The organism is Parasutterella muris, assembly GCF_943193095.1.
Lineage (GTDB): Bacteria > Pseudomonadota > Gammaproteobacteria > Burkholderiales > Burkholderiaceae_F > Parasutterella > Parasutterella muris.
Map to the genome: position 1 here is coordinate 1 of NZ_CALPCV010000003.1, position 25,533 is coordinate 25,533.

Consider the following 25,533-nt stretch of genomic DNA (forward strand, 5'->3'; position numbering starts at 1 on the left):
GGCTCAGCAAATGAAGCTCTCAGAATATATCGACAGAGAGATATCATCGAAAAAAACTTCAACAATCTCAAAGAACGCTGCTCAGGGCGTCGAATGCGCTGCCGGGAAAGAGCTCTTGAAGGAAAAGTCTTCGTTTTATTTTTAAGCCTGATCCTTCTAATGAATCTGAAGATGAGATTTACCTTAGCAAAGAGAACCGAAGCGAAGCAGGATGCATCGTCAAAGTACTTGCCGAACGATACACCGGACTTCCTGAGAATGATGGGGGCTGTTGACGTAACCAGCAGGAAATCTGACGAAGAAAACTCTTTTTACTGGGACCTAATCCCCAAGAAACTAAGAGCGACGATGGAAGCTCTGAAGATAGCCGTGCCTCCAAGATTTATCACCTAGAGGGCACGGAATTCAGGGTAAAAAAATCTCCGGCGTGACGAACACGCCGGAGCAGCTAAACAAAGATGAGAGAGGGAGCACTTCCGCGACATAGGAGGAAAACGCGGTGGCTACAACCTCAGAATCACAAACATTAGCATAAACAGCCAAGCGCCCCTTCTCACGCTTGGCAGGCATGACCTCAATCCAATCAATACCTAGGTGGTACTTTAACCCTGTCGGGTAAATAATTCAGTCATAAAATGTGTCAGTTGTATGGCTTTGTGAATGAGAAGAATACGTACGCCGAGCTCGTTTCTTTAGCGGTATTTACACCGCTCTGAAACCGTTAGAGACGCTGCAAAATTCGACTCGGTGCACAGAAGATGGACTGAAGATTTTTTACAGTGCAGCCATTCCGGTAACTGCGGCTCTTTGTATTCTTAAATTTTCTTGAGCAGGAACCACTGATATCCAAGGATTCTTCGAGCGAAATCGCCGTCAATGAAATGGCGTGAAGTATGAAATTGGGATAAAAAAGAAGGATGGCACTGCGCCGATCGGAGATCTAAGCCCCTGTTACATGTCACCGGACGGCTGGTCAGAGCCGCTACGCTAATAAAGTTGTATTAAAAAACAATCGAAAGATTAACGCTGCTTCTTTTAATACGGTATTTACAAGCTCAGAACACACGGTTGAAGAAAGAATTCCCTAACTCTGCAAGGCAGAAAGAAAGCAGTAACGCGGTCAAAGCTCTTAGTAAGGAGAAAATTCTGAATCTGCTTCGCTTGGCCTTTTAGGCGCTTTGCTTTGTAAGGCAATAAGAAAGGCCGCTGTCTTTGGACCGCGGCCTTAATACTAACAGCGAGTCAAAAGATTATTTCTTCTTGCCTTTGATCGCAGCGGTTGCAGCGTCTGCAGCGTCCACGCCGGAAATGATGGCCCAGGAGTTCATCATCGCGGTCATAGAGTCAGCACCGTTGGCGCCGCCCACAACGCAGCCTGCACCGAAGAGGCCCGGAATCGGTTTGCCGCCTTTACCGAGAATCTGCATATCGGCGTTGGCTTTTAAGCCGCCAAGCGTTGTTGCAAAGCGCGGCTTCTGTTCAACGATGTAGTAGGGCGCTTTAAGAATGGCTTTCGGATTAGGACGATTGAATTCCGTATCCTTACCTTCTTCAGCCATCTTGTTCCACTGTTTGACTGTGGCTTCAAGACCCTGAGGATCGATGCCCATGACCTTAGCGGCGTCAGCAAGGCTGTCGGACTCGACCATGATCGGACGGCCGTTGTTTTCAATCTTCAGCCATTTGCGCAGAACATCCTCATTAGGAACGAGTTTGTCCTCAAGGCTCTTATCGAGATAGCGGTCGTAGCCGGTCTTATCCATGACGAGATACATAATCTTGTCGGGCTGAGCGACTGTGATGTCGGTCAGTTCGCCAAGGCTTGCGCGTTCATTGATGATACGTTTGCCTTTGCTGTTCACGTAGATCGCGCCGGTGTCGTTGATTGTCGCTGTCGAGCTTGCGGTTGCAGCCAGACCGTGATTCGGCTCGGTTTCAACGCCCTGCGGATAGACCTTAACGAGGTCCATGTTGATGTTCTGAGCGCCGATCTTGCGTGCCATTTCATAGCCCTGGCCTTCGTCACTGTTGAGGCCGTAGAAGAGATAGCCTTTGAGTGTCGGAGGAAGCATCTTGGTGTTGGCACCGAAGCCGCCGGACGCAAGAATTGTTTCTTTAGCCAGAATGGTGATCTTGTCGCCGTCGGAATTGACGGCAGTAATACCGCGGACGCGGCCGTTCTTATAGATCAGAGAGGTGGCTTTTGTTTCCATCAGGATCTTGCCGCCGTTTTTGGTGAAGATATCCGCCATTGTGCGGATGAAGTTCGGAGAACGGCCGGTGACACCGAGCTGACGGGAAGCGGAGTGATCGGGATACTGAGTGGCGGCAGGTCCATACGGGATCTTCAGGTCATCGATCAGCCAGTCAACAACCTTACCGGCTTTCTTACTGACCATGCCGACGAGAACCGGATCGTTCTTGTTTTTGCCGACATGCATGATGTCTTTGTACGCCAGTTCCGGAGAGTCCTTATCTTCCTTCATGACTTCGCGCTGATAGCGGGAACCCGTGGCGATAAGCGTACCGGCGTTAAGAATAGTGTCGCCGCCCATGTACGGCATTTTTTCAATCAGGATGGTCGGGTTGCCGTTCAGCTGGGAGCGGACAGCGGCAGCCATGCCGCTCGCGCCGGAGCCGACCACGACAACCGCGGTCTTGTACTCGACGTCAATGTTGCTCGCGACTTTCTTTGTCGGTGCTTTGTAGTAATCACTCGGTTTGCCGCCGGCTTCCTTAACGGCGTTGGTGGCGGCTGCCTGGATGGCCATGCTCGTTAAAGTGGCGCCGGAAACATTATTGACGCGAAGAGACTGATTCTTGACGATTTCGGCCGGAACGCGGGCGATCGCGACATCGGAAATCATGGCGGATTCACCGGATTTCACAACTTTAACGTCGGCGATCTTGCCTGCTTTCATCGTAACGGCAACAGTGACAGGACCGTTTTTACCGTTTGCGCTTCCTTCATAAGTGCCGTCTTCGACTGCTGCCTGAGCAACAGAGGAAAGCGCCATAGAAACGGCTGCTGCAGTTACAAGAAATTTGAAATTCATGTTTGTAATCTCCTGTTGGTTGAGTAATGTAATGGATTGTAAAACTATTATTAGTACTTAATCTGTTCGGATGATAGATAGGTTGGCAGTGCGATGAAAAATTAAAGTAGTCATTTGAAATTAAATCAATTAATAATTTGCTTTCATAGGATTCAGACGGATGTGCGTGCGGAGAGAAGCGAGCATTCATTATTCTTATTTTGAGGTTGTAAAAATTCTACGGACTCAGGGCTTTATAGAATTTATTCAACGAGCAACAGGGGTCTGATCATGGAATTTATCAAGAGAAATTTTGGAAAACTTCTGCTGATTCTTTTTTGCTGCGGGATGACCGCTTATTGGTTTGCGGCACCGTATTTAGCAGCGGACAGAATCCTTGAAGCGGCAGAGCAGGGCAAGGCTGAACAGCTGAGTTCGTTTATTGATTTTCCAGCGCTGCGCGCAAACCTTAGCCGGCAGCTCAGAAATCAGATCAATGTGGGTTTAATGGAAAAAGACGGTGCAAACGGAGCGGATGCCGCTAACGATCTTTCTAACCGTCTTGTGGACGAACTTGTCACGCCCCAGGGGATTGCGGCTCTGCTTGGAAGCGGTAAAGTCAGTTCTAAAGAGATGACTGCGGACGGAAAGGCCGCTGAAGCAGCTTTGGCTGCTGCCGGCATCAATATCGACTTGATGAAGCCCTCTGATGCTTCAGGAAAACCGATGGATGCACGCTACAAACTGAGCGAACACTACGGAGACAACCTATATCAGTTCGAAATCGAGCTCCAAAATCGAGATAAATCGGCAGAGAAAGTTCTCATATCGATGGAAAGGATTGGATTTTTCAGCTGGCAGGTAAACAACATTCTGCTTCCTTTTTCGTCTTAGACTAACGCTGTTGGATAAGAAGGAAACAAATCATGCCGTTTTTATTTCCGCAGGCCTTAGTGCCTGCAGTGCCGGTTTCCGGTGAGAAGGACATTTATTTTCCTGTACATCGGGTTTACTGTGTTGGCGCCAATTACGCCGATCATGTCGCAGAGGTCGGTTCGGAAGGCCGTGAAAAGCCGTTCTTTTTTTCTAAGCCTGCAGATGCGTTAGTGGTCTGCCGTGAGGGAAAAGAAGTTGAAATTCCGTATGCCCGAGATACAGATAACCTTTGTCTTGAAGTTGAACTGGTGGTCGCGATTGGAAAGACCGCTCCGAAGGTTGGGAAGATTACACCGGAAGAAGCAGAAAAATATATTTTCGGTTATGCCGCCGGCGTTGAGTTTACGCGTCGCAATTGGCAAAAGTACGTGAGAGAAAACCGTCAGCCGTGGGAAAAAGCGAAGGGTTTTGATTATTCTGCGCTCGTTACTGAGATTAAGGATAAGCGCCGTATGCCGGATCCGGATAATCTTTCGATTTGGCTCTACGTGGATAATCAGGAACGTCAGAGAGGCAATACGGATCGGATGATTTGGAAAATTCCGGAAATTATTTCCGAGCTTTCCGAGTCATGGCGTCTGACCGCAGGCGACCTGATCTATACAGGAACTCCGGCGGGAAGCGGACCGATTAAAGAAGGGCAGAGTTTTGAAGGCGGCATCAACGGCGCCGGAACCTTCAAAGCGAAGATGGTCGCTCTTTAAACACATAAAACCTGATCTTTAAACGGTCAGGTTTTTTCTTGGGTAATCTTTTTAGCTGACCTTGATTTTATTGGGGTTTGCAGTTATGCTCTCGCGGGAGGGTTAATTTTAAAAAACTTATATCAAGGAGAGAAAATGTCTTTCAGAAAAATTCTTCTGTCTGCTGCGCTTTTTACTGCTACAGCCGCATTCGCTGCGGACCTTCCTGCGGTTAAGATTCTTGCTACCGGCGGAACGATTGCCGGTACCGCGGCTTCGAACACTCAGACGACAGGTTACAAGGCCGGCGACCTCGGAATCCAGACTCTGATCGAGGCAGTGCCCGCAATGAAGGACTACGCCGATGTGTCCGGAGAGCAGATTGTGAAGATTTCTTCCAACAACATGGATACCAAGACACTTCTCAAGCTTGCAAAGCGCGTCAATGAGCTGCTTGCCGATCCTAAAACAGATGGTATTGTTATTACGCACGGAACCGATACGCTTGAAGAAACCGCTTACTTCCTGAATCTGGTCGCTAAGAGCGATAAACCTGTCATCCTGGTTGGCGCGATGCGTCCTGCGACAGCGATTTCTGCCGACGGTCCGATGAACCTTCTCGAAGCGGTCCGCATCGCAGCTTCTAAAGAAGCAAAAGGCAAAGGCGTCATGATTGTCATGAATGACGAGATTAACGGTGCTCGCGACGTTACTAAGACCAATACCACCAACGTTTCGACATTTAAATCTCCTGAACTCGGCGCTCTCGGCTATATCAGCGGCGGCAAGATCCGTTTCTACAAAGAGTCAACCAAGCGCCATACCGTCAATAGCGAATTTGATGTTTCCAAGCTCGACACACTGCCGCGCGTGGACATCATCTACTCTCATATCGATGATGATCCGGTTATGGCCGAAGCAGCGCTTAAAGCCGGCGCAAAAGGTATTGTTCATGCAGGTACAGGCAACGGTTCTATCGCCGATCCGACCTTTGAAGCGCTGAAGAAAGCTGCAGCCAACGGCACAGTCGTTGTCAGAAGCGCCCGCGTGCCCAACGGTGCGACGACAGTGTCCGTTCCGAAGTACACGGAAGCCGGCCTTCTCGAATCCGATACGCTGAATCCGCAGAAGGCGCGTCTGCTGCTTCAGCTTGCACTGACCAAGACCAGCGATCCGAAAGAAATTCAGAGAATGTTTGATGAGTACTAATCGGTTATCTGCTTAGCCAAAGAAAAAGCCTCGTAATCTGCAAAAGATTCGAGGCTTTCCTGTTAACCGGCCGTCTTAGGCGGATTCAGCGGCGTAACCGTTTCTTTGATTCCATCTGAAGGATTCGGCGAGGCTGCCGGTTTTAAATGAGGCGGAAGCAGCTTCTCGCCGTCAATCAGCCCCGTGTAGCCCATCAGTTCGGCAATCGCCGTTCCGAGTTCCAGAACAGCACCTGCATAAAAATAGCTGCTGTTGTAGCGCAGTACCGATGTGAAATTCTTTGTGCCGATTCGATAAAGTTTGGTGTAATCGAGAGAACCCGGAATGTAATAGGGGAAGTCGACGATAAAGACGGGCATATCAGCCGGATAATGCGCGGTTTTATCCAAGGGCTTAACACCGCTCTTGAGAAGCGAGGACCATTTAAAGCGAGGATTTGTGCCGCCTCCGAATTTTGCGGCCTGCTCATCCGTAATGTCCGCTTCAATCACCATGGGCAGACCTTCAACCCAGCCGTGTTTACTCAGGTAGTTGGCGATGGAGCCGATCGTGTCAGCAGTGGAATGGTTGATATCAATCTTGCCGTCTCCGTCAAAGTCCACGCCGAAGCGTTTAATAGAGCTCGGCATGAATTGGGGCAGACCGACTGCGCCTGCGTAAGAGCCTTCAACCTCAAAGGGTTTTAAGTCATTTTTGTGCAGAATGACCAGAAATTCTTCCAGTTCTTTTTTGAAGAAGTCCGCGCGTCTCTTATAGTCAAAACTTAACGTGACCAAAGAGTCAAGCACTTTCCAGGAACCGGTATTTTCGCCGTAGCGGGTTTCAACACCGATAATGCCGATGATGACGGCCGGGTCGACGTGGTAGATTTCCTGAGCCTTATCCAGGTACTGCTTGTTGTCCTGCCAGAATTTCATTCCGAGATTCAGACGGTGCTGACCGAGGAAGATATTCCTGTATTTTTCCCAGTCCTTACGGGAGTCCTTAGTGTTTTTAGGCGCGGGTTTCGGTGTCATCAGCCGCTCGATCTTGGGCTGATAGGTCGCCTGATCCAAGACCGCGGCAACCCATTCTTCATCAAGGCCTCGTCGGGCAGAAACGTCTTTAATGAACTTCTTGACTTCAGGCCGCTGGCTGTACAGCATCCTTTTTTCAGCAGCTGTAGAAGACATAGACTGTGCAAGAGATAAGCTGGAAAAAACGGACATACCCGCTATGCCTGCAAGAATGAAAGGTCGTCTGTACATAAAGTCCTCCGTCAATTTCCTAAGGTTACCCCAAAAAGAGCGGCTGCGGCGTTTGCCGCAGCCTATTGGTTACATACCGAAATGCTTCTTTCAGATATCGCATGTTTATGGAACAAGAAATTTCCATATCGGACTGTATGACCATTAAAATGGAGCAAAAGACCAAGTAAAACTTTATGTCAGATACTGTTCTCTACACGCACGACTCTTTTCTGAAGCATCGGATGGGGCTGACCAATCCGGAAAGCCCGGTGAGACTGGAAAAGATCAACGAGCTGCTTTTTGCGAGCGGCGCGCTGAGCCTGCTTGAACAGAAGCAGGCGCCCGTTGTAGCACTGACGGATCTTTTGGCCGCGCACGACGAGGATTACATCAGATTTCTCTCGAACAAGTCTCCGAAGGAGGGACTTGCTCAGGTGAACGTTGACACTTCCATGAATCCTTTTACATGGGAGGCGGCGCAGTATGCGGCCGGCGCGGCATGCGCTGCAGTCGATGATATTTGCAGAGGCGACTTTAAAAAGGCCTTCTGCGAAGTGCGTCCTCCGGGACACCACGCGCATAGAGACCATTCGGGCGGATTCTGCTTTTTAAATAATGCGGCTGTTGCCGCGCTGCATGCGATCGGTCAGTACGGACTTAAGCGCGTTGCGATTGCTGACTTCGATGTCCATCACGCGGACGGTACCTGCAATATTCTCGGCGGAAGAGAAGACGTTCTGATTCTTGACGGGTTCCAGCAGGCGCTTTTCCCGTATGCGCATACTCATCACGCGCCGCCGAACGCGATTTATTCACCTTTCCCGGAGGGAACGGAAGGGATCGCGCTCAGAAGAACCATGGATGAAGTCTGGGTGCCGAAACTTTTGGAATACAAACCGGAGCTGCTGATTGTGTCAGCCGGGTTTGACGCGCATCGCGAAGAAGATCAGGCGCAGCTTTTAATGGTGGAGCGTGATTACGCGTTCTTAGGGCGGCGCTTCTCCTGGATATTGGAAGAAATTCCCGAATGCCGCGGAATTGCCGCAGTTCTGGAAGGCGGCTACAACATTTCGTCTTTGGCGCGAAGCTGCGCGGCCTTCATTATGCAGTTTGCATCGACGGAAAAATAAATTGACAGCCCAAAAACAAAAGCACAGCTACCTGCGGGACGGTGTCTCCCGCTCGGAGGTGCTCGCTTGGGCTTCCTATGATTTTGCCAATTCCGGCTATACCACGGTTGTGCTTACAGCCGTCTATAACGCGTATTTTGTTTCTATAGTGGCCGAAAACGCGGTATGGGCAACACTTGCCTGGACGCTTACGATTACGCTTTCAAATATTTTCTCCATACTTGTCATACCAATAGTCAGCTCTGCGGCGGACGCTTCGGCAAATAAGCGCTTCTGGCTCACGGTTATGACTTTGATCTGTGTGATCTGTACCGCAGCGCTTTATTTCACGCACACGGGTTCGCTCGCGCTTGCGGTTCTGCTGATTGTGCTTTCGAATACCGCCTTTAACGCAGGAGTGTCGCTGAATTCCGCATTTCTCTCCGAACTTGCAAAAACGGAAGCGTTCGGGAAAGTGTCCGGCTGGGGATGGGGATTTGGCTACTTAGGCGGTATCCTCAGTCTCGGCGTCTGCCTCATGATCGTCTTTGCCGCACAGGACAGCGGTAAAAGCGCAGAGGATTATGTTCCGCTCTGCATGCTTTCCACGGCGGCTATTTTTATGGTGGTATCGCTTCCGATGCTGCTGTGCGTTAAGGAGCGTTCCAAACCTTCCGGTCTTTCATTTGAGAAGACTGTAAAGAATTTATGGGTGCAGGAGCGAAGTAGTTTTGCGGTGCTTAAAGAAAGTCCGGAATTTCTGAAGTTCTGTTTCTGCGGACTTTTGTATCAGGCAGGTATTGCCGTGGTTGTGACGCTGTCAGCGGTTTATGCGGAACTGGTGATGAAGTTCACGACCGCTCAGACGATTACACTGATTCTTGTAGTCAACATCACAGCTGCAGTCGGCGCATTCTTTTTCGGTTATGTACAGGATCGGCTCGGGCATCGCAAAACGCTTGCACTGACCATTTTCCTATGGATTGTCATGGGTGTGACTGCGGCGTTTTCGACTTCTGCCGCTTCTTTCTGGTTTGCTGCGAATTTGTCCGGAATAGCCATGGGTTCGAGCCAGGCGGCGGGCAGGGCAACTGTCGCGGTCTTTGCGCCTGAAGGACAGCTTGCGAAGTTTTACTCTGTTTGGAACATCGCGGTGTGGGGCGCCAATATCCTCGGACCGATTACATACGGTCTCGTGACCTGGCTTACAAACGGGGATCAGCGTACCGCGATTTTGGTGACCACGCTTTATTTTGTCTTCGGTCTTATCGTGCTTCGCATGGTCAGGCTGCCAAAAAAAGCCCCGAACATTAGTTCGGAGCTTTGATCGGCCTATTTAGAAGGAATTAGCTGAGACCTGTGATTTTGCCGTCAACAACGTCGATTGAGTAAGCGGCCGGTTTCTTCGGAAGTCCGGGCATTCTCATGATGGCGCCGGTGGTGACAACGAGGAAGCCTGCGCCGGCGTTCAGAATGACGCGCTGAACCGGAAGCGTAAAGCCCTGCGGAGCGCCCTTCAGATCAGGATCGTGAGACATAGAGAAAGGAGTCTTCGCGATACAGATCGGAAGCTTCTCAAAGCCCATATTCAGCGCTTTAATCTTCGCGATGTCTTTGAGCGCAGCTGAAGAGTAGGAAACATCTTTACCGCCGTAAACCTTGGCATTGATGTCCTGAATCTTTTCTTCGATCGATTCATCGAGACCGTAGGCGAAATTGAGGGGGCCTGAGCCTTCTTTGACCGCAGCCATCACTTCTTTGGCGACGTCAACAGCGCCTTCGCCGCCTTTGGCAAAGCCGTCGGAAACCGCGAAGCGGGCGCCCTGAGCGAGACACTCTTTACGAACAACGTCGATTTCCTCTTCATTGTCATTGGCAAAATGATTGAGAGAAACGACAACCTGCTGACCGAAGCGTTTCAGGTTGCAGATATGCGCTTTCAGGTTGGGCAGTCCGTTGATCAGAGCGTCCATGTTGTCTTTGCCGATTTCAGGAAGGGCGACACCGCCGTGCCACTTGAGGGCGCGGAGCGATGTGACGAGCACGGTGGCGTCCGGGTGCAGGTTGTTCATACGGCATTTGATGTCATAGAACTTTTCTGCGCCGAGGTCGCTGCCGAAGCCTGCTTCCGTGATCGCATAGTCAGCGATGGTCATAGCGGCGCGGGTGGCGGCAACCGAGTTGCAGCCGTGCGCGATGTTGGCAAACGGGCCGCCGTGAACAAAAGCGGGAACGCCTTCAATCGACTGAACGAGGTTCGGCAGCATGGCGTCTTTGAGAAGCGCCATCAGAGCGCCTGTGGCGCCGAGTTCTTTGCAGGTGTATGCCGAGCCGTCTCTCTTGTAGCCGACAACCAGACGGTCGAGTCTGACACGCAGATCTTCTTCTCCGTCGGCAAGACAGATAATCGCCATCAGTTCGGAAGCAGCTGTAATATCAAAGCCGGTTTCCGTCGGGATACCGTTAGCGGAGCCCCCAAGACCTGTGACGATATTTCTGAGCATACGGTCATTGACGTCCAGAACGCGTCTCCAGGAAATTTCTTTCAGATCGGCCTGTCCCTGATGACGGGCATTGTCAATTAATGCGGCCAAGAGGTTGTTTGCGGCGGTAATAGCGTGGAAGTCGCCGGTGAAGTGCAGATTGATGGATTCCATCGGGACAACCTGAGAGTATCCGCCGCCTGCGGCACCGCCCTTCATACCGAAGGATGGTCCGAGAGAGGGTTCTCTGAGCGCAAGGCAGGCTTTTTCTCCGAGTTTCTTAAAGGCCTGAGCAAGCGCGATGGAGGTGGTTGTCTTGCCGGAGCCCGCAGGCATACCGGAAGTCGCAGTCACGAGGATGAGCTTGCCTTTGGCCTTGGAGGTGTCAATGGCGACTTTTGCCTTGTCACGGCCGTAAGGGATGAATTGATCGTCTTTAAGACCGTATTCATGGGCGAGCTTGTCGATCGGGATAAGCGTGGTTTGTTGCGCGATTTCGATATCAGTCAGCATGTCTGTCCTTGAGTCAAGTGGGTTAGCGAAATTTTAAACATTCAAAAGCGGTTAAACGGTAAAACAAAAAGGCCTGAAAACATTCAGACCTCTTTAATCAGTTATTTTACGGATTTCTCCTCAGCGTTTTCGGGCGCATCTTTCGGCTTTTCGGCCTCAGCGGCCGCTGTTTCGGCGGCGGTCGGGATCACGGCAGCGTTGTAGTTCGGATCCTTGATTCTTTCGAGCACAACTCGGGAGCTGCGCGAATACTGATAGAGAATCTTTCCGAGCTGAAATTCGATGGCGACCTGATGACGATCCGAACTTTGGTTGTACGGATTCGGATCGCTTGAGCCCGGCCCAAAAATTTGGAACATGAAGAGGTTGGTGAGCGCAACCGAGATGGCTTTAGGCTCTTCAGGGTTAATTTCAAGCTCGCTCTCTATGACGTTCCAGTATTTATCAAAGTCTTCTTTATAGACTTTGGGCAGAAGTTTTTCTTTCAGTGTCTCAATCAGTTCGACGTCGGGCGTTCCTTCCATTTTGGCAGTGGTGTTGCGAACGCCTTCCAGGAACATCGCGACGCTGAGCGGAATGTACTGAGCATTAAATTCAGCCATGCGTTTTTTTCTTCCGAAAATAAACGGCAGGTAAAAGTCTGAGGCTTTTCTGAGCGTATTGTTGTTGGCTTTGTAATAGAACTGAAAGGCCCTGTTCAAACCGTCAATTTTAGTTTTAAGATCACTTTTCTTCGCCATGAACCAATGCTCTTGTATATTGAGTTTTGAAGAGCCTTAAATTTACACTATCTTTGAGAGGATTTCCTGTTGTCGTATACGACCTTCTTATGGTCGCTCTTTTGCAGCGCCTTTGTTTCTTCGACTTTGCTGCCCGGAGGCAGCGAAGCGCTCGTCGTTTACGGCATGACAGAATACTCGGACAAGCTCTTTTCACTGGTGCTGACCGCAACGATCGGCAATACGCTCGGAGCGATTGTCACTTACGGGATCGGGCGGCTTATTCCCAATAAAAAACAGGACGAGAGATCGTTAGGACTCTTTAAAAAGTGGGGGCCGATCACACTGCTTTTCTCATGGGTTCCGATCGTGGGGGACGGCTTTTGTTTGGCCGCAGGCTGGCTGAGAGTGAATTTCTGTCTGTCCGTCGTTCTCATTCTCATTGGCAAAGCGGCTCGGTATTGGGCTCTCGCGGCCGTAACGCTTGGTATATTAGGGTAAGCGGGACTAAGGGTTATTCCTTTTTTGATTTTCTTTTCCTCGCTAATTAATGCTTAATATCTGATGTCAATCTCAAATTCCAAATCAAATATTAAGAATGAATTGGCTCAGCTCGCTTTTATTCGAATCGGGTTCTTTTTCGCACGGTATTCTTGCCTTTAGTATTGCGATATCGCTTGGTCTTTATCTTGGCAAATTAAAGTTTTTCGGGTTGTCGTTCGGCGCGACCTGTGTTCTTTTTGTCGGTCTGATTATGAGCTGGCTTGGCATCGAAGTGGATGCCTCTATGCTGGGCTTCTTCAGAAATTTCGGCCTGATTCTGTTTGTGTTCTTTATCGGTCTGCAGGTTGGGCCGTCATTTTTTGCGACATTTAAGAGCAGCGGCGCGGGACTCGTCGGTCTGATGGTGCTTGCGGTCGGTTTGAGCTTAGCGGTCACTGTCATTCTTTATTTTCTCTGCGCACCCGCAGTTTCTCTTCCCGAGATGCTCGGCATCATGTTCGGTGCGGTCACAAGCACGCCCGGTCTCGGCGCGACGCAGGAAGCCCTGCAGTCTTTGGGTTCGAAGATCGATATTACGGTCGGATATGCCTGCGCTTATCCGTTTGCGATCCTTTCGACCATGGCGGTCATCATGGGTCTTAAACGATTCTTCAATGTTGATCTTGCAGAAGAAGACAAGAAATGGGATTTAGCGCAGCAGAATATGAACCGCGCCCCGATTTTTTATCATGTCAAGGCAAACAACAAGGCTTTAAGCGGCATCACGCTTCGCGAAATCCGTGCCATTATCGGACGTCCCTTTATTTGTTCCCGAGTGCTCCATGACGGAACAATCACCAGTCCGACCGCGGACAGTCTGATTTATGTCGGAGACCGCCTGCGCATTGTTTCCAACGCGGAGCACAAAACCGCGGTCTGTGCTTTCTGCGGTGAGGAAGATAAAGAGGTGGATTTGGCCACTGCGCATTCTCCGATCAAAAACGAGCGCATTCGTGTGACGGAACCGAATATGCAGGGTGTTCAAATTGAAGATCTGCATTTAAGTCGTTTTGACGGTGTCAATATCACGCGTGTCGCTCGCGCAGGCGTTACGTTCTTCCCCTACAACTCGCTTCGTCTGCAGCTCGGAGATACGCTGATCTGCGTCGGTCCGGCAAACGCGATCAGTCGTTTGGCCGCGCTTGTCGGCAACCGTGAGAAGCAGTTGGAAAAACCTAATGTCATCGCTATCTTTGCGGCGATCGCCTTTGGGGTGCTTCTCGGGTCTGTTCCGATCGCATTTCCGTACATGCCGGTGACGATCAAGCTTGGTTTGGCGGGAGGCCCGCTCATCGCCGCGATTCTCTTAGGCTATTACGGTCCGAGGTTCCATCTGGTGACTTATACCACGCATTCGGCGAATCTGATGCTGAGGCAGTGGGGGCAGACATTCTTTTTGGCGAGCGTCGGCTTGGCTTCCGGCAAACCCTTCTTTGAAGCCTTTATCAACGGAAGCGGCTATCTGTACGTGCTTTTGGGAATTCCGATTACCGTGATTCCGCTTGCGATCGCGGGCTTTATCGCACGCACCAAGATGAATATGAACTTCCATTCCATCGCAGGTTTCCTTGCGGGCTGCACCACCAACACATCACTGCTTGGCTTTGCTTCGAGTCTTTCGGAACGCAGTATCGCGCTGATTTCTTATTCAACGGTCTATCCGCTTGCGATGTTCCTGCGAATTATTTCCGGTCAGGTGCTCCTGATGATTCTTTGGGCCGCTTGAATTAGTGTGAGGATTCGTGAACCAGCCGGCCTTTGAGGATTAACTTTCTGCCGGTTTGTGTTTTCTAAAAATTGAACGAAGGAAGAAATGTCAGAACAGTTTGCGCAGGAATCCATTCCTAAAGTCAATAACAATCCGTTTTTACCGGAGGGACGAATTCACAAAATGTCGTTTTTTCTGACGACGCTGGTGCTGAGCCTGATTGCGAGTTGTTTTTACGGTGTGACTGAGGCGGGTGTCGTTTTAGAGGACGCTATGGTCTTTGAAACAGCCGTTAGTGCATCTCTCGGTACCGTGCTTCTTCAGATCTTTGCCTGCATCAAACGCTGCAGAGATGTATTAAAAGCTCTCCGTGGTGCGTACTTCTTCTGTTTATTCCGCTCGTCGGTTTTGTTTACAGTTTTATTCTGCTGTTTAAAGGTCCCCGCTATCCGGATTAAACCGGCAGAGACCAATCAGCCCGCAGATCAATTGCCGATCTTCGGGTTTATTTTTTTGACGAAACCTGCCTAGTTTGGAGGTTATTTCACAGCCTTTGCAATCCTTTCGGGCTACAGTCTTTAAAAACGAAAGCAGAGGTGAAAATATGTCGCAGCAGTTTAATTTGGCAGTGCCGAGAGTCAATAACAATCCGTTTTTGCCGGACGGAAGAATACACAGACTGTCGTTTTTTCTGACGATGCTGGTTCTGTGCTTTATCTCGTCCTGGTTCGTTGATTTTTCTTCGGTCTATAACGCTTCAGCGGGTACAGTCAATGTCAAAGCGATCGGCTGGTTTCCGGTCATTGTTTTAGTGCTTCAGCTCTTTGCCTGTATTAAGCGCTGCCGAGACATACAGTACTCGCCTTGGTCGGTCGTGCTGTTCATCATTCCTATTGTCGGATTCATCTACGGTTTGCTGCTGCTCTTCAAAGGCTCGAAGTATCCCGATTAGACCGATAAATGAAAAAATAAACCCGCAGATCATTAACTGAGCTGCGGGCTTATCGCTCTTAGGAGAACTTATTTCATTTCTTTAACGGCGTTGATTGCGGCATAGCGTCCGGAGTAGGAAGCAAAGCCGAAAGCGTGGCCGGAGAAGAAGTCCGGGTAGGTCGGGCCGACCATGTTGGATACTTCAAGACCTGCGGCGTAAAGACCTTTGATCGGACGAGAGTCTTTATCGAGGACCTGATGATCCCGATTGGTGATCAGACCGCCGTAGGCGCTGAAGAAGTAGGATTTCAGTTTCAGCGCATAGAGTTTCTTGCCTTCAATCGGAACTAAGTAGCGGCGATCTTTCAGGAACATCGGATCGCTCTGCAGTTCGCAGTTCTTGTTGTATTCGGCAACCGTCTTTTCCAGTACTGCGGCAGGGACATTGATGGCTTTAGCCAGTCCGGCGACGGTAGAGGCGCTCTTGAATCCGTCCGAGTCAGCTGCCAGAGCTTCGTCAATGTCCTTCTGCAGGTTGGCGTATTTCGTTCCGATCGGAACTAAAACACCGATGCCGGAAGAGGCGCCTTTTTCCATTAAGTACTTGACGGTATTTTCGTCAAAGATACACCAGCCATAGTGACCCGGCTGAGCGTAGATCGCGTTAGCTGCTTCACTGAAGGCGTTGCACTGGGATTCATCCGTAAAGCGCAGACCGTCACGATTAACCCAAAGGTTAAAGGGCTGCCAGGATGTTCCGTAAAGGTTGCTGAGGAACTTGATGCCTTTGCCCTCGGTGCCGAGATGACCGATAAAGCTGACGGGACCTCTTTCCGCACCGGCTTTCATCGCCATGACAATGCCGTCACCGGTCTTGTTGATAGGCACGGAGCTCTTCCATGCTTCAGGATCTCTGTGCCCCCATTCGGCAACTTTCTTCGGATCGTCGCCAAAGCTTCCGGAAGCGAGAATGACCGCTTTGCCGGAAATGTGATAAGTGTTGCCCTTTTTGTCTTTAGCGATAACGCCAACGACTTTGTCGTCTTTCTTAATCAGATCGACGGCAGGTGTGGCAAGCATGGTCTGCACACCGAGCTTATCGGCGGCATCTTTCATGCCCTTGATAAGACCGGCACCGTGGTTAACACCTTTGTAGTTCTTAATGATGTGCCAGGTGTTGTCCTTGAGCGGTGTTTCGCGAATGACTTCAAACTCAATGCCGTGCTTGGAGAGCCATTCGATGTTTTCAGCGGATCCTTCAACGAAATCCTTGTTTTTATACGGGTCTACGAGGTGGTTTTGGCGTTCGATGAACTGACGATAGGCTTCCTGACGTGTGAGCGGATCGCCTCTAAGACGGTTCCATTCGGAATCCACGGCAAAAAGGCCTTCGGCGTGTTGGGAATTGCCGCCGACATACGGATTCTTTTCAAGCAGAATCACTTTTTTACCGAGTTCAGCGCCCTGAACAGCGGCTGAAAGTCCGGCGGAACCCGCACCGACGACGATAAGGTCAGTGTTCAGATTCTGGTCCGCTGCGAAAGAATGACTGCCGAAACATAAGACGACAGCAGCGCATAATCCGGAAATTTTGATTTGAGACATCTTATTCTCCTGGTCTTTGTAAGGTTATGAAAATGCTAGCAAATCAGCGAAACGTACCCCGTTAAGCAGTTAACACATTTGATCAGCGTGAAATTCCCGAGTAAGAGTAAAAAAAGCGTTTTTTGAGTGAAATCCTTGAAGCCTCGATGGCTATAATCCCCTGTATTGTTATTTAAAGCACAGAGAAAGAGAAAATGAAGATTCTTGTCCCGGTAAAACGGGTCGTGGATGCGAACATTAAAGTCAAACTCGGTGCGGACGGCACGCTTGATGTGAGTTCGCTCAAGAAATCCATGAACCCGTTTGATGAGATCGCCTTGGAACAGGCGGTTCAGATGAAAGAAAAAGGCATTGCGCATGAAGTTATCGCGGTCTCCGTCGGTGAAGCGCAGTGCGCAGAAACGCTTCGTGTCGCGCTTGCCATGGGCGCCGACAAAGCAGTCCTTTTGCAGACATCTCAGGCCTACGAGCTTGAGCCGCTGAATGTGGCCAAGATTCTGGCCGCTTATGTGAATCAGTCGACTCCTGATTTGATTATCTGCGGCAAGCAGGCCGTGGATGACGATGCGAATCAGGTCGGCCAGATGGTTGCCGCGCTTTGCGGCTACCCGCAGGGTACGCATGCATCTGGCGCGGAAATGAAAGAAGGCCGCCTTGTCGTTACCCGTGAAGTAGACGGAGGTTTTGAGGTCGTCGAACTGACGCTGCCCGCGGTGGTGACTGCGGATCTGCGTCTGAACGCACCGCGTTATGTGACGCTGCCGATGATGATGAAGGCAAAGCGCAAGCCGCAGGAAATCATTGAAGCGGCTTCGCTCGGCGTACAGCTTCGTGCGCACATTGAAGTTGTCGGCTATGAGGCTCCTGCCGCAAGAAAAGTCGGACAGCGTGTTGCCAGTGTCGATGAACTGATCGACAAACTCAAGAACGAGGCTAAGGTACTTTAAGGAGCGAAAACAATGTCTGTATTAATTATTGCTGATCACAATCAGGTCGCTCTGAATCCTGCGGTTTACTCGCTTGTGTCCGCCGCTCAGAAAATCGGCGGAGATATTGATGTGTTTATCGCGGCACAGGACGGGTCTAAAGTGCTTGAAGAGGCGAGCTCTATTAAAGGCATCAGACGCGTTCTTCTGACGGAAGCGCCTTATTTTGCCGAAGAACTTCCGGAAAACATGAGCGCCTCTGTATTAGAAGTCAGCTCGGAATATTCCCATATTCTCTTTATCGCCAATCCGAGCGGCAAAGCCGCTGCGCCGCGCGTCGCGGCAAAACTCGATGTCGCACAGATTTCTGAAGTGACCGATGTGGTTGACGGCAAAACGTTTAAGCATCCGATCTACGCAGGCTCCGTGATCGAGACCGTTCGTACGCTTGATGAAAAAGTTGTTCTTACTGTCCGCGCGACCGCTTTTGATCCGGCAGAGAAGGGTGAAACTGCAGCGCAGATTGAGCGTGTGGTTCCGATTTCTCCTGTGATCAAAGTGACTTTCGTTCGTAAAGAGCAGGTTAAGAATGATCATCCCGATCTGCAGAGCGCGAAGATTGTGCTTGCGGGCGGCAGAGGCTTGGTCGACGAGGCGGAGTTCGCAGAAATGGGTCGCTTAGCCGATAAGCTTGGCGCAGCGGTCGGCACAACGCGCGCGGTTGTGGACGCGGGCATTGCGCCCAATGATTGGCAGATCGGTCAGACCGGCAAGATCATTGCGCCGAACCTTTATATCGGTTTCGGTATTTCAGGCGCGATCCAGCACATTGCCGGCATTAAAGACGCCAAAGTCATTGTTGCGGTCAACAAGGATCCGGAAGCGCCGATCTTCGAAGTAGCTGATTACGGATTGGTGGCTGACGCCATGGCGACAATCCGCGAATTGGAACAGAAGCTTTAATTTGTGATCCGGGAAAGGACGCGGCGTGCCGCGTTCTTTCGCTTTTCCGTAACAATTCGGCAACAAATTAACGCTTGTGGATTGTTTAATTAGGAAAAATGGGATAGAATCACGTGTTTTCAGGCGTTATAGCGCCTACTATTTTCATTTTTAAAATATATTTCTATAGAGGTAATTTAACTATGGTCGTTATTCGTCTGGCTCGTGGCGGCTCCAAGAAGCGCCCCTTCTTTAACATCGTCGCGACCGACTCCCGCAATCCCCGTGACGGACGTTTCAATGAACGCATCGGTTTCTACAACCCGATGGCCAGCGGCGCTGCTCAGCGTCTCTCTATCAACGAAGCCAGCCTCAACGCTTGGGTTGCTAACGGCGCAAAGATGAGCGACACAGTTGCCCGTCTTTACAAGGAATTCAAAAAGACAGCCGCTCCCGCTGCCTAATTTTCCTCACCGTTTGTGATAAACGAAAAGAATTTCAGCGCCGAGCCTATACTGCTCGGCGTTTTGCATGGTGCTTACGGTTTGAAGGGCTGGGTTCGCGTTCAGCCTTTTCAGGACACTCAGGCGCTTCTGTCCTCCGAAAACTGGTTAATCTGTGATCGGGAGGGCGGTGTGCGTCCGATTCGCATGGAAAAAGCCAAGGTGCACGGAGCCGGTCTCATTGCCAAGCTCGAAGGGATTGAGACTCCGGAGCAGGCTGCCGAACTTAGAGGCGCTGTCGGCATGTACCGAAAGGATTTTCCGCAGATCGAAGAAGGCGAATTCTACTGGGTGGATCTGATCGGCTGTGAAGCGGTGAACAAGGCAGGCGAGACGATCGGAGTGGTTAAAGGTCTGATCGACAACGGCGTTCATGACATTTTGGATGTTCAGAAGCCTGACGGAAGTTCTGTTTTGATTCCCTTTGTGGACAGCTACTTTGTTGAGGCGGATTTAGAGAACAGAAAGATTGTTCTTGACTGGGATCCCACCTGGAGCTGATCAGCCGATGCGTATTGACGTCGTAACCCTTTTTCCGCAGATGCCGGCACTGATTGCCGAGTGCGGTATTACTTCGAGGGCTGCAAAGCTTGGCCTTTGGCAGCTCAAGATATGGAATCCGCGCAAATTCACGCATGATGCGCACCGCACTGTCGACGATCGTCCCTTCGGGGGCGGCCCCGGCATGGTCATGATGGCTGAGCCTTTAGCTCAGACGATTGACGCGATCCGCGCAGACGGAAACCGGGGACGTGTGTTCGCATTTGCGCCTTCTGGCCGTACGCTTTGCGATGAGCGTGTGCTTGAGCTTGCGGAAAGCGACGAGGACATGATTCTTGTCTGCGGGCGTTATGAAGGCATCGATCAGCGGTTTCTCGACACTTATGTGGACGAGATTATTTCCATCGGCGACTATGTCCTCTCCGGCGGAGAACTGGCGGCAATGGTTCTGATGGACGCGGTTGTGAGGCGTCTTCCCGGAGCCATTAAAGAGCTCTCGGCCTCAGACGAATCTTTCTCCACAGGTCTTTTGGACGCGCCGCACTATACGCGGCCGGAAGAGTGGAGAGGGATGAAAGTGCCGGAAGTGCTGGTCAACGGGCACCATAAGCATATTCAGGACTGGACGAGAAAAATGGCGTTACAAACAACCGCCACAAACCGTCCGGATTTGGTTAAAATAGCGCGCTCGAAGAATCTTCTCTCCGAAGAGGATGAGAAAGTTCTGAGAACGCTTAGTTCGGAGTCTTCTGACTCCTTGGTTTAAAACCCATCCTCTCGGCAGTTTAAGACGAAAAGATCTGCATGATGATGGTCATTGGAGATTACAAATGAATTTGATTGAAACACTTGAAAAGGAAGAGATTGCCCGTCTTTCTGAAGGCAAAACTTTCCCGCAGATCAACCCCGGCGACACCGTTGTTGTTAACGTCAACGTTGTTGAAGGTTCCCGCAAGCGTGTACAGGCCTTTGAAGGCGTTGTGATCGCTAAGCGCAACCGCGGTCTGAATTCCGCTTTCACCGTTCGTAAGATTTCCAGCGGCGAAGGCGTTGAACGTACATTCCAGCTGTATTCTCCGATGATTGCCAGCATCGAAGTTAAGCGTCACGGCGATGTTCGCCGCGCTAAGCTTTACTACCTGCGCAATCTGTCCGGTAAGGCTGCTCGAATCAAAGAAAAACTGGTTCGCAAGGCCTAATCTTAGGATATGGGCAGTCCCTCCTAAAGCGGGGGACCGAGAAAGAGCTCGGCGCGCATCCGGGCTTTTTCTTTGTCCGGAAGAGATAAAAAAAGACCGCCGATCGGGCGGTCTAAGTATTTCAAGCTTTGGATAATCTGTAAGGCAGTGTCTTTCGGTTAGCTGCGCAGTACATTAGAGATTCTTTCGCTGGTCTTCATCAGATCATATGTCTGGCTGTCATCGAATGCGGCAAAGACGGTGCCGATCTTATCGGTGATGACGTACATGTCTTCGGGTGTCTTCTCGATCCAGCCGAGTTCGACGAGTTTTGCGAGTTTGCGGCGAACGGTTTCGCGAGGAATACCGGTCACGTCCGAAATAGAGAGTGCGTTGCACGGAAGCAGCTGTCTCTGACCGTGTGCGTCAGCCGGCATATAACCGCGGCGCTCGTCATAGAAACGTTCGGTATTGCGCGAAGCGATTTCACCGAGGACCAAACAAAGTGTCAGGTCACCGTCATAGGCCTGGTACATGGCGCGAAGTCTGCTTGTCATGAAACGAAGCAGCAGTACTGAGAGAATATCGCGATGAGAAGCATAAACTTCAGGAGAGACACCAGCCGGAATATGAAGTCCTGTAGGGAGTTCAGTGGGGAAAGCAGCTCTGTCTTTGGGTGTGCGGCGTGTTCTTAACATCTTTATCACTCCTATGTAATTTTTTAACCTCGACCTTTGATGAAATTCTTTTTTGTTTCCATCTAAGTTGAGAATATAATATCGGGAAATCCCGTAATGAGCAAGTGGTTACACTAATTCCAGGATAACTAGAGCACGGTATTTTGAAGAAAATCTATAGGATTTTCTAGGTTTTTAAACCTAAGTAATTACTCTAATCCCTTGATTGACAGGCACTTCGGGTTACTACTTAAATAAGTTGAGTTGCTTTAAAAATATATGTAATTAATTGTAAATTACTCATTAAGGCGATTAGTAAGCGAAGAATTGATAAACCCAAAATGTTGTGGCACATCAAAATGGTAAGAACTGCGGTTCAGTGATTCCCAAAGATTACGGTTAGCATATGAAGAGAATTGTCCTGAGCTCTTTGGCAGGAATTGATTTCATTTGTACGAACATTTATTGGGCGGTTTGATCCTTGACAATCAATTTTCTTATTTAATCGAGAACGGATTTCTCTCTAATTTTTCTAAGTCAGACGAGTTTATAGATCACGTGAATGCGTTATATAACAAAAAAATACCGCCCGACGATTCCGTCGGACGGTGTTAAAACGCTGTCTTAGTATCTGCCGCTTTCTCTGGCAATCGCCTCTTCCGCGAGTTCCTTATAGAAGGCGTAGCGCTCGGGATCGATTTCTCCGTCTTCAACCGCCTTCTTCACCGCGCAGCCAGGCTCCTGCAGGTGACGACAGTTCGTAAAGCGGCAATGTTCCACACGATCACGAATTTCCGGCATGCCGCGCATAATATCGTTCAGTGTCAGGTGAGACAGGCCGAACTCTTGAAATCCCGGTGAGTCAACGAGCGCACCGCCCTCGAAGTTAAACCAGCGCGCGGCGGTAGTCGTCTGCTTGCCAAGATCGAGCGCGACGGAGTATTCCTGAGTTCTCTGCGCTGCGCCCGGAATCAGAAGATTAAGGATTGTGGATTTACCCATGCCGGACTGTCCGATCAGAAGCGTGATCTTATCCCTAAAGATCGGCTCTAAGATTTCCCTGGTTTTTCCCGGATCTTTGGTCGCGGAGACTTCAACAACCTCGGCTCCGAGTTCTTTAAGCTGATCGATAAAGGGGCGCACTGCAGCTTCATCCTGTATGTAGTCGCATTTATTGCGGATAATCACGGTCGGAATGTCCGCCGTTTCAGCCGCAAGGAGCGCCTTCCAAATAAAGTGCGGGTTGTAACTCGGTCGTGTGGCAAAGACGACCGCAACCTGATCTATGTTGGCTGCCAGCGGTTTCGTGCGCAGATCGTCGCTTCGATAAAGAAGGGATTTTCTCGGTTCAATCTTTTCAACGGAAACCTGCGTCGGTGAAGTCTGCAGGCACTGCGCAATATCTCCGACCACCACATCGCCTTTTTTGCCTTTACGCGTGGCTTCGAGTACCGTGCCGTCGTTTTTTTCCACAAAACTATGTTTGCCGTGGGTGGACACCACACGAGCATTAAACCGAACAGATTCAGCCATTATCTAGAACACCTTAATGAGACGCAGCTTTGGCTTTTTCGGCTTCTTCGATCGCCTGAATGCGGATTGCCGCATCCGGGTGCGAAGAATAAAAGGCCGAATAAACCGGATCAGGCGTCAGCGTAGACGCATTGTCAGAAAAAAGCTTAACCAATGCACTAATGAGGGCATGTCCGTTGGAATATTTGACGGCAAAGGCGTCTGCTTCAAATTCATGCTTGCGTGAGAAGTAACTGCTGAGCGGAGCAAGAGGAAACATGAAGACAGGTACTGCGGTGGAGAAGAGCACAAGCGCGGTTCCGTGACTTGCGCCTTGAATCAGGTTGACACCGAGTCCTTCATAGAACCATTGACAGTCAGCAAGAACGCTCAGAAGCCAAAAGAAGAGCAGGGAGAAAACGCAGGAGAAGGCGAGCATCTTATAAATGTGATTGAGCTTGTAGTGTCCGAGTTCGTGCGCAAGCACCGCTTCTGTTTCCTCAGGTGTGAGTTTATTCATGAGCGTGTCAAAAAGAACGATGCGTTTGTTCTTTCCAAAGCCGGTCATGTAGGCGTTGCCCTTAGCGCTGCGCTTGGAGGCATCCATGCTGTAAAGCCCGCGGGACGAGAAACCGATTCTGGAGAGCAGGGATTCGAGTCTGTCTTTGAGCTCACCATCGGGAAGCGGAGAGAATTTATTAAAGAGCGGTGCGATCACAGCCGGATACAGCCAAAGAATAATGACATTGAAAAGCATGTAAGCGGCCCAGGCCCAAACCCACCAGTAGGGGCCGGAGACATTCCAGAGCCAGAGAATCAGCGAAACAATGGGCACGCCAAGCACAATGCTGAGCGCAGCTGACATCAGTGTGTCCTTGATAAATCTTGCCGGCGTTGTGGTGTTGAAACCGTACTTTGCTTCAATCTTGAAGGTTTGGTACCAGCTGAAGGGAAGATCAATGAGGCCGGAGATAAAGCCGATCAGAAGGATGATGACGACCTGAGCGAGAATGGTGTTGCCAAGCCAGCCGGTTGTCATGAGATAAATAATTTGGAGCAGCCCGCCCACGGTAAGTATCAGCGTTAGCCCTAGAGAAACCAGTCTGGAGAGTTCTCCGAAGCGGACATTTTCAATTGAGTAATCCGCCGCTTTCTGATGAGCTTCCAGCGTTATTTTTTCTGCAAAGGCCTCCGGGACTTTTCCGCGATTCTCTCGGATACATCGAATTTCACGACAGTCCAAATAATATTTAAGCGCGAAGCCACCGAAAAGGAAGAAAAGAAAAAGAGTTTCAAAAGCAGAGGAATAGTTCATTTTTGGATATTTATAGTCCGATGTAAGAGCAAAGATAGCGCATTTTGCAGAGAAACGGACAGCTGCAGGATTATTAATCGCTAAAACGCTCAGAGTGGTTTGAGCTAAAAGCAGTGACAGACGGAATCTCTATACTTAAAACGAAAAGACATGGAAGGAGCTTCCTATGAATTTCAGAAAAATTTTAAGCGCATGCTGTTTATCAGTTTGTGTACTTCATTTTTCATCACCTATCGCACAAGCCGGTATTCATCTTGATGTAAATGTCGGTGTCGGAGCCCCGGGATATTATGGGATTCTTCCAATTCAGGGTGTCGTGCCTCAGGTTTTTAACAGTAATCCGGTTATTGCAGTAGGGACGGCAATTCCGGGTGTCGGTCCGATTTATCTTACTGTTCCTTTGGAACACAGAAAACATTGGGATAGGTATTGCGACCGCTACGATGCGTGTTCAAGACCTGTGTATTTCGTCCAACGCCCTTGGTACGATAAGCATTACGTGAAACACCACCGTCCACATCACCGCCCGCATTTTGACCATGATGATCATCATGGGCATGATTTTCATAAGCATAAAAAACACGAGCATAAAAAATGGAAAAGACATCACAAGCATGACGATGATTAAGCGCGATCAAGCAAGCGCATAATTCGATGCATTAAAATGCGTCCATTCGTTTTGTGAGAATTTTGGAATGTCAGTCAATGAATTTAAAAGCGAGAGAAGCCCGCTTTTTAATGAACAGAATTTAATCTGGATGGATCTGGAAATGACAGGTCTGGAACCTCAGATTAACCGTATTATTGAGCTGGCCGCGATCATCACGGATCCGCAGCTGAATGTGATCGCAGAGGGTCCTGTTATTGCGATTCATCAGGATAAAGCCGTTCTCGATACGATGGACTCGTGGAACACAGCGACACATACAAGAAGCGGATTAGTTGATCGCGTGCTGAAGAGTACGGTTAGTGAAGCCGAAGCCGCGAAAATTTATATTGATTTCTTCTCTCAATATGTACCGGCAGGCAAGAGTCCGCTTTGCGGAAATTCCATCGGTCAGGACAGAAGATTTATGGCGAGATGGATGCCGGATTTGGAACAGTTTCTTCATTATCGCAATCTGGATGTTTCTTCCTTTAAGGAATGCGTTAAGCGCTGGGCTCCCGAGGTGATTAAGAAGTATCAGAAGACTTCCAAGCATGAGGCCTTATCGGATATTTATGATTCGATTGAAGAGCTGAGGTTTTATCGACAGGAAGTTATGAAGATTTAA

26 protein-coding genes are annotated in these 25,533 nt (G+C 49.8%); 18 read left to right on the forward strand and 8 right to left on the reverse strand.

Annotated elements, in window-relative coordinates; all coding sequences use genetic code 11:
* Positions 1-393: hypothetical protein (locus NFR90_RS01695; protein WP_251450045.1), on the forward strand; the 393-nt coding region annotated here is incomplete at its 5' end.
* A gap of 857 nt (positions 394-1,250) precedes the next feature.
* Here NFR90_RS01695 and NFR90_RS01700 read toward each other — a convergent pair.
* On the reverse strand, positions 1,251-3,056 hold the full coding sequence (locus NFR90_RS01700; RefSeq protein WP_160334694.1) for an FAD-dependent oxidoreductase: 1,806 nt from the start codon (positions 3,054-3,056) through the stop codon (positions 1,251-1,253).
* A 270-nt stretch (positions 3,057-3,326) separates the two neighbouring features.
* Here NFR90_RS01700 and NFR90_RS01705 point away from each other — a divergent pair, with 270 nt between their 5' ends.
* The 3 genes from NFR90_RS01705 to NFR90_RS01715 all read left to right on the forward strand — a co-directional run bounded on the left by NFR90_RS01705 (position 3,327) and on the right by NFR90_RS01715 (position 5,863).
* The gene (locus NFR90_RS01705; RefSeq protein WP_251450047.1) at positions 3,327-3,929 is read left to right on the forward strand and encodes a DUF2939 domain-containing protein; all 603 of its coding nucleotides are present in this window, start codon (positions 3,327-3,329) and stop codon (positions 3,927-3,929) included.
* Between the two features lie 32 nt (positions 3,930-3,961).
* Positions 3,962-4,675: a fumarylacetoacetate hydrolase family protein gene (locus tag NFR90_RS01710; RefSeq protein WP_251450049.1), complete on the forward strand. Its 714-nt coding sequence runs from the start codon at positions 3,962-3,964 to the stop codon at positions 4,673-4,675.
* A gap of 135 nt (positions 4,676-4,810) precedes the next feature.
* The gene (locus tag NFR90_RS01715; protein ID WP_251450051.1) at positions 4,811-5,863 is read left to right on the forward strand and encodes a type II asparaginase; all 1,053 of its coding nucleotides are present in this window, start codon (positions 4,811-4,813) and stop codon (positions 5,861-5,863) included.
* A 62-nt stretch (positions 5,864-5,925) separates the two neighbouring features.
* Here NFR90_RS01715 and mltB read toward each other — a convergent pair whose 3' ends face one another.
* Complete coding sequence (gene mltB / locus NFR90_RS01720) at positions 5,926-7,110, reverse strand: lytic murein transglycosylase B (RefSeq protein WP_251450053.1); 1,185 nt, start codon at positions 7,108-7,110, stop codon at positions 5,926-5,928.
* Positions 7,111-7,286: 176 nt separating this feature from the next.
* On the opposite strand from mltB, the gene NFR90_RS01725 reads away from it, so the two are divergent.
* Both NFR90_RS01725 and NFR90_RS01730 read left to right on the forward strand, forming a co-directional pair.
* Entirely contained in the window at positions 7,287-8,222 is a 936-nt protein-coding gene (locus NFR90_RS01725; protein ID WP_251450055.1) for a histone deacetylase family protein, read from the forward strand.
* A 1-nt stretch (position 8,223) separates the two neighbouring features.
* Positions 8,224-9,528 (forward strand): MFS transporter, encoded by a 1,305-nt coding sequence (locus NFR90_RS01730; RefSeq protein WP_251450057.1) that lies wholly within the window; start codon positions 8,224-8,226, stop codon positions 9,526-9,528.
* Between the two features lie 19 nt (positions 9,529-9,547).
* Here NFR90_RS01730 and NFR90_RS01735 read toward each other — a convergent pair whose 3' ends face one another.
* Positions 9,548-11,197 carry a formate--tetrahydrofolate ligase gene (locus tag NFR90_RS01735; protein ID WP_251450059.1) on the reverse strand — a complete coding sequence of 550 codons (1,650 nt, stop codon included), beginning with the start codon at positions 11,195-11,197 and terminating at the stop codon, positions 9,548-9,550.
* A 101-nt stretch (positions 11,198-11,298) separates the two neighbouring features.
* A complete protein-coding gene (locus NFR90_RS01740) occupies positions 11,299-11,937 on the reverse strand; it encodes a hypothetical protein (protein WP_251450061.1) in 639 nt (212 codons plus the stop codon).
* A gap of 69 nt (positions 11,938-12,006) precedes the next feature.
* On the opposite strand from NFR90_RS01740, the gene NFR90_RS01745 reads away from it, so the two are divergent.
* The 4 genes from NFR90_RS01745 (at position 12,007) to NFR90_RS01760 (ending at position 15,119) form a co-directional block, all read left to right on the forward strand.
* Entirely contained in the window at positions 12,007-12,417 is a 411-nt protein-coding gene (locus NFR90_RS01745; protein WP_251450063.1) for a YqaA family protein, read from the forward strand.
* Positions 12,418-12,514: 97 nt separating this feature from the next.
* Entirely contained in the window at positions 12,515-14,185 is a 1,671-nt protein-coding gene (locus NFR90_RS01750; protein WP_251450065.1) for a putative transporter, read from the forward strand.
* A gap of 87 nt (positions 14,186-14,272) precedes the next feature.
* Positions 14,273-14,698, forward strand: a complete 426-nt coding sequence (locus NFR90_RS01755; RefSeq protein ID WP_251450068.1) for a hypothetical protein — start codon at positions 14,273-14,275, stop codon at positions 14,696-14,698.
* A 73-nt stretch (positions 14,699-14,771) separates the two neighbouring features.
* Positions 14,772-15,119, forward strand: coding sequence for a DUF805 domain-containing protein (locus NFR90_RS01760; protein WP_160334682.1), 348 nt, complete (start codon positions 14,772-14,774; stop codon positions 15,117-15,119).
* 68 nt (positions 15,120-15,187) lie between these two features.
* Here NFR90_RS01760 and NFR90_RS01765 read toward each other — a convergent pair whose 3' ends face one another.
* Complete coding sequence (locus NFR90_RS01765; protein ID WP_251450070.1) at positions 15,188-16,705, reverse strand: FAD-dependent oxidoreductase; 1,518 nt, start codon at positions 16,703-16,705, stop codon at positions 15,188-15,190.
* Positions 16,706-16,899: 194 nt separating this feature from the next.
* On the opposite strand from NFR90_RS01765, the gene NFR90_RS01770 reads away from it, so the two are divergent.
* The 6 genes from NFR90_RS01770 (at position 16,900) to rplS (ending at position 20,776) form a co-directional block, all read left to right on the forward strand.
* A complete protein-coding gene (locus tag NFR90_RS01770) occupies positions 16,900-17,652 on the forward strand; it encodes an electron transfer flavoprotein subunit beta/FixA family protein (RefSeq protein ID WP_251450072.1) in 753 nt (250 codons plus the stop codon).
* Between the two features lie 12 nt (positions 17,653-17,664).
* Positions 17,665-18,594, forward strand: coding sequence for an electron transfer flavoprotein subunit alpha/FixB family protein (locus NFR90_RS01775; protein WP_251450074.1), 930 nt, complete (start codon positions 17,665-17,667; stop codon positions 18,592-18,594).
* A gap of 182 nt (positions 18,595-18,776) precedes the next feature.
* Positions 18,777-19,037 carry a 30S ribosomal protein S16 gene (gene rpsP / locus NFR90_RS01780; RefSeq protein WP_160334678.1) on the forward strand — a complete coding sequence of 87 codons (261 nt, stop codon included), beginning with the start codon at positions 18,777-18,779 and terminating at the stop codon, positions 19,035-19,037.
* Between the two features lie 15 nt (positions 19,038-19,052).
* Positions 19,053-19,577, forward strand: a complete 525-nt coding sequence (gene rimM, locus NFR90_RS01785; protein WP_277612785.1) for a ribosome maturation factor RimM — start codon at positions 19,053-19,055, stop codon at positions 19,575-19,577.
* A gap of 7 nt (positions 19,578-19,584) precedes the next feature.
* Positions 19,585-20,343, forward strand: a complete 759-nt coding sequence (gene trmD, locus NFR90_RS01790) for a tRNA (guanosine(37)-N1)-methyltransferase TrmD (RefSeq protein WP_251450076.1) — start codon at positions 19,585-19,587, stop codon at positions 20,341-20,343.
* Between the two features lie 64 nt (positions 20,344-20,407).
* Complete coding sequence (gene rplS / locus NFR90_RS01795; protein WP_160334675.1) at positions 20,408-20,776, forward strand: 50S ribosomal protein L19; 369 nt, start codon at positions 20,408-20,410, stop codon at positions 20,774-20,776.
* 158 nt (positions 20,777-20,934) lie between these two features.
* On the opposite strand, the gene NFR90_RS01800 is transcribed toward rplS, so the two are convergent.
* From NFR90_RS01800 to NFR90_RS01810, 3 genes are all read right to left on the reverse strand, one after another.
* On the reverse strand, positions 20,935-21,453 hold the full coding sequence (locus tag NFR90_RS01800; RefSeq protein WP_160334674.1) for a Crp/Fnr family transcriptional regulator: 519 nt from the start codon (positions 21,451-21,453) through the stop codon (positions 20,935-20,937).
* Between the two features lie 603 nt (positions 21,454-22,056).
* Positions 22,057-22,965 carry a ribosome small subunit-dependent GTPase A gene (gene rsgA, locus NFR90_RS01805; protein ID WP_251450079.1) on the reverse strand — a complete coding sequence of 303 codons (909 nt, stop codon included), beginning with the start codon at positions 22,963-22,965 and terminating at the stop codon, positions 22,057-22,059.
* A 13-nt stretch (positions 22,966-22,978) separates the two neighbouring features.
* Complete coding sequence (locus NFR90_RS01810) at positions 22,979-24,259, reverse strand: M48 family metallopeptidase (RefSeq protein WP_251450081.1); 1,281 nt, start codon at positions 24,257-24,259, stop codon at positions 22,979-22,981.
* A gap of 166 nt (positions 24,260-24,425) precedes the next feature.
* On the opposite strand from NFR90_RS01810, the gene NFR90_RS01815 reads away from it, so the two are divergent.
* Together NFR90_RS01815 and orn are read left to right on the forward strand one after the other, a co-directional pair.
* The gene (locus NFR90_RS01815) at positions 24,426-24,887 is read left to right on the forward strand and encodes a hypothetical protein (protein ID WP_251450083.1); all 462 of its coding nucleotides are present in this window, start codon (positions 24,426-24,428) and stop codon (positions 24,885-24,887) included.
* A 67-nt stretch (positions 24,888-24,954) separates the two neighbouring features.
* Positions 24,955-25,533, forward strand: a complete 579-nt coding sequence (orn, locus tag NFR90_RS01820) for an oligoribonuclease (RefSeq protein ID WP_251450085.1) — start codon at positions 24,955-24,957, stop codon at positions 25,531-25,533.